10 protein-coding genes are annotated in these 10,541 nt (G+C 66.3%); 7 read left to right on the top strand and 3 right to left on the bottom strand.

What is annotated here, in order from left to right; all coding sequences use genetic code 11:
- Window positions 1-337 precede the first annotated feature (337 nt).
- Window positions 338-1,531 (bottom strand): serine hydrolase domain-containing protein, encoded by a 1,194-nt coding sequence (locus BRAO375_RS09490; RefSeq protein WP_009027253.1) that lies wholly within the window; start codon window positions 1,529-1,531, stop codon window positions 338-340.
- A 344-nt stretch (window positions 1,532-1,875) separates the two neighbouring features.
- On the opposite strand from BRAO375_RS09490, the gene BRAO375_RS09485 reads away from it, so the two are divergent.
- The 3 genes from BRAO375_RS09485 to BRAO375_RS09475 all read left to right on the top strand — a co-directional run bounded on the left by BRAO375_RS09485 (window position 1,876) and on the right by BRAO375_RS09475 (window position 4,877).
- Window positions 1,876-2,196, top strand: a complete 321-nt coding sequence (locus BRAO375_RS09485) for a hypothetical protein (RefSeq protein ID WP_035639768.1) — start codon at window positions 1,876-1,878, stop codon at window positions 2,194-2,196.
- 161 nt (window positions 2,197-2,357) lie between these two features.
- Window positions 2,358-3,851: an NAD-dependent succinate-semialdehyde dehydrogenase gene (locus BRAO375_RS09480; RefSeq protein WP_009027251.1), complete on the top strand. Its 1,494-nt coding sequence runs from the start codon at window positions 2,358-2,360 to the stop codon at window positions 3,849-3,851.
- A gap of 57 nt (window positions 3,852-3,908) precedes the next feature.
- Complete coding sequence (locus tag BRAO375_RS09475; protein ID WP_009027250.1) at window positions 3,909-4,877, top strand: hypothetical protein; 969 nt, start codon at window positions 3,909-3,911, stop codon at window positions 4,875-4,877.
- Window positions 4,878-4,903: 26 nt separating this feature from the next.
- Here the strand turns inward: BRAO375_RS09475 and BRAO375_RS09470 are convergent, their stop codons facing one another.
- Window positions 4,904-5,509 (bottom strand): hypothetical protein, encoded by a 606-nt coding sequence (locus BRAO375_RS09470; protein ID WP_009027249.1) that lies wholly within the window; start codon window positions 5,507-5,509, stop codon window positions 4,904-4,906.
- A 251-nt stretch (window positions 5,510-5,760) separates the two neighbouring features.
- Between BRAO375_RS09470 and BRAO375_RS09465 the strand changes: the two genes are divergently transcribed.
- Window positions 5,761-6,444, top strand: a complete 684-nt coding sequence (locus BRAO375_RS09465; protein ID WP_009027248.1) for a phytanoyl-CoA dioxygenase family protein — start codon at window positions 5,761-5,763, stop codon at window positions 6,442-6,444.
- 47 nt (window positions 6,445-6,491) lie between these two features.
- Here BRAO375_RS09465 and BRAO375_RS09460 read toward each other — a convergent pair whose 3' ends face one another.
- Entirely contained in the window at window positions 6,492-7,580 is a 1,089-nt protein-coding gene (locus BRAO375_RS09460) for a mandelate racemase/muconate lactonizing enzyme family protein (RefSeq protein ID WP_009027247.1), read from the bottom strand.
- A 131-nt stretch (window positions 7,581-7,711) separates the two neighbouring features.
- On the opposite strand from BRAO375_RS09460, the gene BRAO375_RS09455 reads away from it, so the two are divergent.
- The 3 genes from BRAO375_RS09455 to BRAO375_RS09445 all read left to right on the top strand — a co-directional run bounded on the left by BRAO375_RS09455 (window position 7,712) and on the right by BRAO375_RS09445 (window position 10,113).
- Complete coding sequence (locus tag BRAO375_RS09455) at window positions 7,712-8,575, top strand: ornithine carbamoyltransferase (RefSeq protein ID WP_083842452.1); 864 nt, start codon at window positions 7,712-7,714, stop codon at window positions 8,573-8,575.
- Between the two features lie 90 nt (window positions 8,576-8,665).
- Window positions 8,666-9,343, top strand: a complete 678-nt coding sequence (locus tag BRAO375_RS09450; RefSeq protein WP_009027245.1) for an HAD hydrolase-like protein — start codon at window positions 8,666-8,668, stop codon at window positions 9,341-9,343.
- A gap of 92 nt (window positions 9,344-9,435) precedes the next feature.
- Complete coding sequence (locus BRAO375_RS09445) at window positions 9,436-10,113, top strand: nitroreductase (protein ID WP_009027244.1); 678 nt, start codon at window positions 9,436-9,438, stop codon at window positions 10,111-10,113.
- The last annotated feature ends 428 nt before the right edge of the window (window positions 10,114-10,541 follow it).

Genomic DNA, 10,541 nt, shown 5'->3' with positions numbered 1-10,541 from the left:
GCATGGCACATCAGCGGCCCTGATCAGGGTCCATCGGACGGGCAAGACGGCGCCGGTCGGATGCGACGTACTCTTGAAATAACTACGCCTCAAGCCAAGGCTCGGGGAAGTCGCCGCAGATAGATGCACTTTTCGCGTGGTTGCCCCTCACCCCAACCCTCTCCCCGTGAAGAACGGGGAGAGGGGGCGCACCGATCGCGCAGTGCGATCTTTCGCTTCACCGCCCGATGTGATCTTGAGTGGGCGTGAGCAACAGCAAGGTGATCAGCTCATCAGTTGATGTATCGAGTGCCTCGCACTGATGATCACACCCAATCACCCCCATTCCCTTGCTCCATCACGCCGCCTTCTTGCCGCCGGCCGCGTCCAGCCCGGCATAGACGCCGCGCTCGAAGCCCGCGAAGGTCTCCAGGCACAGCCGGTCGGCGAACGGCAGCAGCTGCATCAGGATCACGCCGGTGACGTCGCGCGCCGGATCGATCCAATAGTAGGTATTGGCGAGGCCGGCCCAGGCGAGGCTGCCGGCGCTGCGACCCTCGGCGGTCTGCGCCGTCGTGATCATGAAGCTTAGGCCCCACTTCTTGACGATGTCCGGATAGAGGTCGACGTCGTTGGTCACGCCGGGCACCGCCGCGGCCATCTTCGTCATCTCGAGCTCGCCGATATGATTGTCGCGCATCGCCGCGACGGTCTCCGGCTTCAGCACCTGGTTGCCGTTGCCGCGGCCATTGTTGAGGATCATCCGGGTGAAGCGGATGTAGTCGCCGGCCGTACCGTAGAGGCCGCCGCCGCCCATGTGGAATTCCGGCTCCTGCTCGAGCTCGAACGGGATCGGCGCCAGAGAGCCGTCCTCGCCGCGCGCATGCATGCCGACCAGGCGGGCGCGCTGCGACGCGCCGAGCTTGAAACCGGTGTCGTCCATGCCGAGCGGCGCGAACAGATTGTCGCGCAAATACGTATCGAGCTTCTGCCCGCTCGCGGCCTCGACCGCCTTGCCGACGAAGTCGATGTTGATGCCATATTCCCAGCGCGTGCCGGGATCGGAAGCGAGCGGCAGCTTCAGCGCGTCGTTCTTGCAGGTGATGATCCCCGGCGTGCCGGCCTTCTGCACATAGGTCGCCATGTCGCCGTTCCACATGTCGTAGCAGAAGCCCGCGGTGTGGGTCATGAGATGGCGCAGCGTGATGGCGGTCCTGGCCGGCCGCAGGATCGGCTCACCATTGCCATCGAAGCCGTCGAGCACCTTTGGCGCGGCGAGATCGGGCAGCACGGTGCCGATCGGCGCATCCAGCGACAGCTTGCCCTGCTCGACCAGCTGCATGCCGGCGGCGCAGGTGATCGCCTTGGTCATCGACGCGATCCAGAACACGCTGTCTGATGTCATCGGATCGTCGCGGCCGAGGTCGCGCTTGCCGAAGGCGCCTTCGTAGATCACGCCGTTGCTGTCCGCCGCGATCGCGACGACGCCGGGGATCTCGCGCGCGTCCGCCTTCTGCCGCAGCACGCCATCGATGTCGGTCTTGTTCTGCATGATGTCTCCTCCGCTCCGCTCTTGTGTGGCGGTACAGGATTGTTCCCCGCCACGGTCCGGGCGGCAAGAACCCTCGCGGACGCAGCTGGTCGCGATCTCGTGATGATGCGGCGCGAACACAGAGCAGGCGGGACAGCCGGGGTGGCGACGCCACAGCCCTTCAAAATCGCTAGAGAATCATGATTAGTTCCATCGAGCCGCGAGTCCGTCACATGGGCGCCATGTTCCCACCACGGGCCTCGGACTGTTGTGAGTTGCAACCATTTTTGCATTAAAGGGTTCAACAACCGGCTTTTTCGAGCCGACGGCATGGCTTTGGCGGCAACGTCCGCCTTGGGGGCGATATGATTTCGAAGTGGAGCGAGTGGAAGCGGTATCCCCGCCCGGGTCGCGGTGACAATATCGAGGCACCGATTACCCCTGGAATCTACGAAGTGCGCATCGCCGCGACCGGCGCGCTGTATTCGTTCGGCGCGGTCGACAATGTGGCGCAGGCGCTGGCGCTGCTGCCGGTCGGGCAGAAGTCCTGGTTCGGCCGCCGCGATCCCGCCAACTTGCCGGACCTGGAATACCGGACCTGTGCGACCTCGACCAAGGCCGACGCCAAGGCCGCGGCGGAGCGCATGATCGGCCGTCGCGAAACCTATATGAGCGGCGCGGCCTGAGGCCGCGCTGACCGGGTTCAACCGCGAGCACCGCATTTGGTGCCGTGAAGGCACGGCTGAAACGCTCGAATCTACCGTTCGAGAGGCGCACACGCCGTGCGCATGTGCCATCAGGGGGCTATATTCGAAGCAAGAGACCGAAAGCTTCGAGGAGATGCCCGATGACACCGCCCGCCGCCGCCCGCGCTTCCGACACTGCTTCGAGCCTGCGCGACCGCCTGAAGGATCCGTCGCTGCTGCGCGAGCAGTGCTACATCGACGGCGCCTGGGTCGGCACCCCGGAGTTTCCGGTCAACAATCCCGCCACCGGCGCGGAGCTCGCCAGGATCGCGCAGCTCGGCGCCGCCGAGACATCGCGGGCCGTCGAGGCTGCCGCGCGTGCCTTTCCGCTGTGGGCCAAACACACCGCCAAGCAGCGCTCCAACATCCTGCGCAAATGGTTCGAGCTGATCGTCGCCAACCGTGAGGACCTCGCGCTGATCCTCACCTCCGAGCAGGGCAAGCCGCTCGCGGAAGCGCTCGGCGAGGTCGACATCGGCGCCGCCTACATCGAGTTCTTCGCCGAGGAGGCGCGCCGCGTCTATGGCGAGACCATCCCGACGCAGAAGCCTGACGCGCGCCTGCTCGCGCTGAAGCAGCCGATCGGCGTCTGCGGCGCCATCACGCCGTGGAATTTCCCGAACTCGATGATCACCCGCAAGGTGTCGCCGGCGCTCGCCGCCGGCTGCACCGTGGTGCTGAAGCCGGCGAACGAGACACCGCTGTCGGCGCTGGCGCTCGCCGTGCTGGCCGAGCGCGCCGGGATTCCGAAGGGCGCGCTGAACATCGTCACCGGCGATGCCCCGCCGATCGGCAAGGTGCTGTGCGAGCATCCGGCGGTGCGCTTCGTCGGCTTCACCGGCTCGACCGAGGTCGGCAAGATTCTCTATCGCCAGTCGGCAGGCACGGTGAAGAAGCTCGGTTTCGAGCTCGGCGGCAACGCGCCGTTCGTGGTGTTCGACGACGCCGATGTCGATGCCGCGGTCGAAGGCGCCATCGTCTCGAAGTACCGCAACATGGGCCAGACCTGCGTCTGCGCCAACCGCCTCTACGCGCAGGAAGGCATCTACGATGCCTTCGTCGAGAAGCTCGCCGCCAAGGTCGCGGCGATGAAGATCGGCGACGGCACCGAGGCTGGCGTCACCCAGGGTCCGCTGATCAACGCGGAAGCCGTCGAGAAAGTCGAGCGCCACATCGCGGATGCGGTCAAGGGCGGCGCCAGGATTGTCACCGGCGGCAAGCGCCATGCGCTCGGCCGCACCTTCTTCGAGCCGACCGTCCTGCGCGATGTGAAGGCCGACGCGCTGGTCGCGCATGAGGAGACATTCGGTCCGCTCGCCCCGGTCATCCGCTTCAAGGACGAGGCCGACGTCATCGCGATGTGCAATGCCTCGCCGTTTGGTCTGGCGTCCTACTTCTACGCCCGCGATCTCGGCCGCGTCTGGCGCGTCGCGGAAGCGCTGGAGTCCGGCATGGTCGGCGTCAACACCGGCCTGATCACCACCGAGGTCGCTCCGTTCGGCGGCGTCAAGGAGAGCGGCCTCGGACGCGAAGGCTCGCATCACGGCATCGAGGAATATCTCGAGATCAAGTATGTGATGATGGCCGGGGTCTAGGTCAGGCATGGCGGCCGGGCCGCGATCGGCCCGGCGCTTCGAATGTGGACCTGTCCGATGTCACACCCGGCTCCTGCCCCTGCAGCACCGGCGAATCATGGAGACGGAAGAGCCGTCGGACGCAGGCTGGCGGCGCTGCTCAGCCGGCGCGGCTTGCCGCTGCTGGCGCTCGTGCTGCTTCTCGTGTTCGGCGCGCCGGGGCGGCTGACGGCGGCCGGCGACATCCCGCCCGGCGCTGCGTCGTTTGCCGAGCGTGTCCGCGCGGTGGATCGCGATGCCGGCGATATGGTGTCCTACAAATTCCTGCCCCTCATCCCGTCGTTCGAGGCGCTCGCCGACGCCGGCCTCGGGAATGTCACCGACTGTCTCGCCGCCCTGGCCCTGGCGGGGTTGAGCGACCAGCAGCGCATCATCGCGATCCTGTCATTGTACAAGCTCGCGATCGCCGACTACGTAATCTTTCTGCGCGGGATGGTCGGTCTCCGAGACCAGAACCTGATCACGGCAGGTGAGCTTGGTCTCGCGGTGTTTCGCCGCGCGGGCTTCGGCCATGGCCTCGCCGAGAGCTACCAGGACCCGCCGCTCCGCAGCGTCCTGGCAGAGATCGCGGCGAGGACCGACGTGTCCCCGAATCTGCAGGCGTACATCGCTCAGATCCTGTCCGGACAAGCCCTGCGCGATCAGAGGATGTTTCAATGGGAATGCTGCGACGGTCCGACGCCGTGGCTCGATCTCGCCAAGGATCTCGCCTTCGGCGCAATGGTCGCCTTGCTGCTTGTTCGTGTCCGACTCGTTCGCGTCCAAGGACACGTTCGGCGGACGGTCGCGGGCATGCTGGCTGCGTCTGGACTGCTCTGGCTTGCGCTGTGGTCCGGACTCTATCCGAACTTCTATTGGTCAGTGCATCTCGCCCTGGCCGCTCTGGGAGCTTTCCTCGGCGCGCAACTCGCTCTGTCGGTTACTGTCGGCAAACGGCTCACACGTTCGCGAGCGCGAAATCGGATAAATGGTGAAGCCGGGACTTGAATTCCGGCTCTGCCGGCGGCCGCCGGCTACGCCGTGATCGGGGTGAGCTTGCTCACCGGCACCATGTAGGACTTGTTTCCGACCTGGTAGATGACCTTGCCGCTCTTGCCGTCGTCGGTCGAGATCTGCGACTGCTCGAACATGATCACGTTGTTGTAGACGAGGCCGGTGCCGGTGCGCGTCACGCCATTGGTGGTGACGCTGACCTGCGCCTGCTTGCCGTCGACCGACAGCACGCGGAAGCTCGCGCTCATGCCGTTCTCGCCGGAATAGCCGGCCCAGCTGCCGACCAGATTGCTCTCGCTGGCGGGAGGCGCCTGCTTCTCCAGCATCGCGGTGGCCTTGCCGCCGCCGGCCGAGAACAGCAGCACCGCGTTCTTGCCGTTCTTGGTGCCGAGCGTGACCGCGCCGAAGTCGATGGTCGAGCCGTTGACCTCGCCGATGCCGCGTTCGGTGCGGCCGTTATGGGTATATTCCACCGTGGCGGCCGCGCCTCTGATGTTGACGACCTTGAAGCTCACGGCCTGCCCACTGGCCGTCCACGAGCCCTTCCACTCACCCAGCAGGTTGCTTTGGCGATAGACCCGCTCATTGGCGGGCGAGATCTGGTTGGTGCTTCGGATGGCGACCATGTGTGCTTCCAATGAGCGCGATGGCTCGTTGTCCCCCGCATGTCGGATCGTTGCAGAGTGTTGCTAACGAGAGGTAGGTCGAGGGGGTTAACGAAAGGTGAATCGGCGCCGATAGGGCCCCGGGCTGCCGCGCGACCGATCGTCTCAACGCCCGCAGGCCCGTGGCGACGGGCGGCCTGACGTCCCGCTTGCCGAAACCCAAGGGATCGACGACCATCACGGGCGCAACCCCTCCTGCAAATGCCGAGTTCATGACCGCAGCCCTCACGCCGACCCGCGTCGACCGGCTCCCCGCCGCCGACGCGCAGCGTCTCGATACGGATGGCTATCTGCTGCTGCGCGGCGCCATCCCCGCGGAGTGGCTGGGGCCGCTGCGCGATGCGTTCGAGGCCGGCACGCTGCCCTCCGGGCGATGGCCGGTGCCGCGCGGCCGCGACTGGCGCCACGCGATGGTCGATCTCGATGCGACCGTGCAGCGCGTCTGCCGGCTGCCGGTGATGCTCGCGGCCGTGCACCATATCCTCAAGGCGCCGTTCTTCCTTGGCCAGGTCGAAGGCCGCGAGCCGCTGCCCGATGGCGGCCAGCAGCCGCTGCATCGCGACGGCGTCGACCGGCTCCGCACCGATGCGGTCTCGGCGCTCGTCTTTCTCGATTCCTTCGGCCCCGACAACGGCGCCACGCAGGTGGCGCCGGGCACGCATCGCCACGACACCGATGATGCGCAGGCTGCCCCGTTCGTCACGACAGGCGACCCCGGCGACATCCTGCTGTTCGACGTCAACCTGCTGCATGGCGCGACCCGCAACCGCAGCGGCGCCCGCCGCCGCTCGCTGCTGATCACCTTCGCTGTTTCGACGCAGCAGGAGGAGTGGCGCCGGACGCGGGCCTTGCGCGCGGTGCGGATGAACCAGGACGAGATTTTCGGCACGGACTGACGGCCGGCTTCGCCTTTCCTGCGCGCCGCCGGGCCGTTCACCAGCACCTACCCCGCAAGCTTCGCCAGCCCCTCCCAATCGAACGTGATGCCGTGGCCCGGCCGCGTCGCCGCCTGTGCCATGCCGTTCTCCAGCACCAGCGGATGTTCGATGTAGCGGTCGAGGCCGAAGCCGTGGGCTTCGAGGAAGGAGCGGTTGGGGCAGGCGGCAAGCAGGTGCACGGTGACGTCATGCGCGCCGTGGCTGGTCACCGGCAGGTTGAACGCCTCGGCCAGCCGCGCGATCTTCATGAACGCGCTGACGCCGCCGCAATTGGTGACGTCGGGCTCGGGATAGGACACCGCGCCGGCGGTGATGTAGTTCTTGAAATCCCACAGCGAGCGCAGGTTCTCGCCCGCCGCGATCGGCACCCCGCCGGCGGTGAGAATGCGCGCGTGGCCCGCAATGTCGTCGGGAATGGTCGGCTCCTCCAGCCAGGTGAGGTCGAACGGCTGCAACGCGCGCGCCGCGCGGATCGCCTCTTCCACCGTCCACTTCATGTTGGCATCGGCCATCAGCGGAAAGCCGTCGCCGAGATGATTGCGCATCGCCTTGACGCGCGCGACGTCCGCGCCGAGATCGGGTCGCCCCACCTTCATCTTGATGGCGCGAAAGCCGCGCGCGAGGTTGTCGTCGGTCTGCTTCAGCAGCGCGTCCACCGAGAGATCGAGGTCGATGCCGCCGGCATAGCACGGCACGCTTCTGTCGAAGCCGCCGAGCAGGCGGAACAGCGGCAGGCCGGCCCGCCGTGCCTTCAGATCCCACAGCGCGATGTCGAGCGCTGACAGCGCCAGCACCACCGGTCCGCCGCGCCCGCCATAATGCAGGCCCCACCACACGCGGTGCCAGATCGCCTCGGTGTCGTCGGCCTCGTGACCCGCGACGAGATCAGGGATCTCGCGCCTGCAGATGTCGGCAACGGCATAGCCGTTGCGGCCCACCGTGTAGGTGTAGCCTGTCCCCTCGGCGCCGTCGGCATCGCGCACGCGGCAGGTGATCAGCTCGAACGCCGTCATCTCGCCATGCGTGCTGTCGGTCAGCGTGACGCTGAGCGGAATGCGGTAGAGGCCGGTCTCGATCGCGGCGATCTTTGCCATGGCGCGGTTCCTTCCCTGGATTTTTCATGAAGGTTATGCTGCAGCTGTGGCGAGGGCAATTGCGGACGGCGCATGGCGGACGAGAGGGCTTGGAGATCGATCTGCGTGATCCCGGGACGCGGTGAGCGTGCATGACGGGCGATCGCGACATCCTGGCCCTCAGTGACCTCGATGGCTCCGACATCCTGGGCATGCTGATGCGCGCGCAGGAACTCGCGGTCTGCTGGCAGGCGCGCGCCATGCCGCAAGCGCTCGCGGGCCGGCGCATCGCCCTCGTGGTCGACGATGGCGGCTGGCGCAACACCACCGCTTTCGATCTCGGCGTGCAGGCGATGGGCGGCCTCTGCGTGCACGCGCCGATCCGTCTCAACGGGACCGAGGCGGTCGAGGATCTCGCCGCCTATCTCGACAACTGGTTCGATGCGATGGTCTGCCGCACGCCGGAGCTCGAGATGCTCTATGCCTTGGCCCACTGGGCGCAGTCGCCGGTCGTCAATGCGCGCACGCGGCAGAATCATCCCTGCGAGACGCTCGGCGACCTCGCCTTCCTGTGGCATCGCCGCGGCGCGATCGAGGGACTGAAGATCGCCGTGGTGGCGCCGGCCGCAAACATCCTGGGCTCGTGGATCGAGGCCGCGCAGGTGCTTCCGATCGATGTCGTTCAGGTCTATCCGGCGCGCTGGCATGCGCAGGGCGAGTCGCCCAGCTTTCATGTCACGACCGATCTCGCCGCCTTGCAGGACACCGATGTCATCATCACGGATTGCTGGCCCAGGGATGAGGAGGCGAGCGTCCTTCAGGACTATCAGATTACGGCCGCGCTGTTGGATGGCCTTCGGCCGGATCTGGAGTTCCTGCCTTGCCCGCCCGTGACGCGGGGGCAGGAGGTCTCCGACGACGCGATGCGCCATCGCGCCTGTCGCGCGGCGCAGTCGAAGGCGTTCTTGTTGCACGCGCAGAATGCCATGCTCGAATGGGTGTTCGGCAGGCCCTGATGCAGAGGCGGAAGCGTCCTGCAGGGGGGTGATACGACGATCGGAGGCATCAGCGTTTACGGCGCGTCCGGCCGGGCGCTATGTTCGGTCATGTCCCAGGTTCACTCAGTCCTGCTCGACCTCGACGGCACCCTGATCGATTCGCGCTCCGGCATTGCCGCGAGCGCGCTGGCGGCGTTGCGGTCGCTCGGTCATGCGCCTGGCCCCACACTCGATATCACGCCCTTCATCGGTCCGCCGTTGCAGGACATGATGCGCATGCTGCTGCTGGCCCATGGCGACCGTGTTGGCGACGACCGTGTCGACGAAGCCGTTCTGGCCTATCGCCAGCACTATGGTGAAATCGGCCTGTTCGACTGCGCGCTCTATCCCGGCGTCCGCGAGGCGCTGCAGGAGATGCATCGCGCCGGTTTGCGGATCTATCTCGCGACCTCGAAGCGCGAGCTGTTCGCGCGGCGCATCCTCGAACATCTCGATCTGGCTTCGTACTTCCAAGCCATTCATGGCTCGGTGCCCTCAGGCGAGCTCGATCACAAGCCCGAGCTGCTCTCGCATATTCTCATGGAACGGAATATCGCCGGCGCCCATGGCGTGATGGTCGGCGACCGCCATCATGACGTCGCCGGCGCGCACGCCGTGGGCATGCGCAGCCTCGGCGTGCTCTGGGGTTATGGCAGCCGGGAGGAGCTGGAAGCCGCCGGTGCAGGCCGTCTGGTGGAGACCCCCTCCGATCTGGCACGAGCTGTGATGACGATGTTGGAGAGATAGCAGGCCTGCCCCGTGCGCTGCCAAATCTTGCACCGGAACCGGAAAGCCGCGATGATCCGGGCAAGGACTCTCAGGGCAGGAATACCACGCAGATGGAATTCGATGACGTCATCCTCGGCCGCCGCAGCATTCGGGGCTACAAGCCCGATCCCGTGCCAAGGGCGCTGATCGAGGAAATCCTCACGCTGGCGATGCGCGCGCCATCATCGATGAACACCCAGCCGTGGAATTTCTACGTGATCACCGGCGAGCCGCTCAATCGCATCCGCGCCGGCAACACGGAGCGCATGCTCGCGGGCGTGCCGCAGTCGCGCGAGTTTCGCATCGGCCAGCCGTTCGACGGCCAGCACCGCGAGCGCCAGATCGGCGTCGCCAAGCAATTGTTTTCCGCCATGGGCATCGCGCGCGACGACAAGGAGAAGCGCCAGGACTGGGTGCTGCGCGGCTTCCGCCAGTTCGACGCCCCGGTCTGCATCATCGTGACCTACGACCGCGTGCTCGCCGGCAGCGACGATACGCCGTTCGATTGCGGCGCTGTCACCACGGCGCTGGTCAACGCCGCCTGGTCGCGCGGCCTCGGCGCCGTCATCAACAGCCAGGGCATCATGCAATCGCCCGTCGTCCGCGAGCACGCCGGCATCGCCGACGATCAGGTCATCATGAAGAGCATCGCGCTCGGCTGGCCCGATCATGACTTCCCGGCAAATGCCGTGGTGTCCGAGCGGAAATCGGTGAAGGACGCGACGGTGTTCGTGGGCTTCGAGGATTAGTTCAGGCGCGCGAACCGTAGGGTGGGCAAAGCAGCCGCCAAAGGCGGCAGCGTGCCCACCGTCTGACGGCGCATTCCGTAGCAAGACGGTGGGCACGGCGCCACTACGAACTCGTCCTTTGGATAGAGCGCGGCTCGCCTTCGCCTACCTACGGAGCGAACGTGACCTCACGACCTCCGGGACGTGCGAAGGCGAGTGCGCCGTCCATGACGGGGGGCCTCCTGCAATGCGCAGCTTTCGGACGAATGACAGTCTCGCGATCCCCGAGGTGCATCGGATTTGCAGAATTTAGCCATTGCTATTTTCCAGAAATCATGATCTATTCTCGCACATCCCGACCTCATGCAGAGGGACGTACGCGTCGTCACGATACGTAGAGGCGGGGAGCGGTGGCCGCGGGTCTGTCAGGTGCTGATGCGCTGGACGAT

The sequence above is a fragment of the Bradyrhizobium sp. ORS 375 genome, assembly GCF_000239775.1.
Lineage (GTDB): Bacteria > Pseudomonadota > Alphaproteobacteria > Rhizobiales > Xanthobacteraceae > Bradyrhizobium.
Note: the sequence above shows the minus strand (reverse complement) of the source record. Positions and strands in the feature narration are given on the sequence as shown.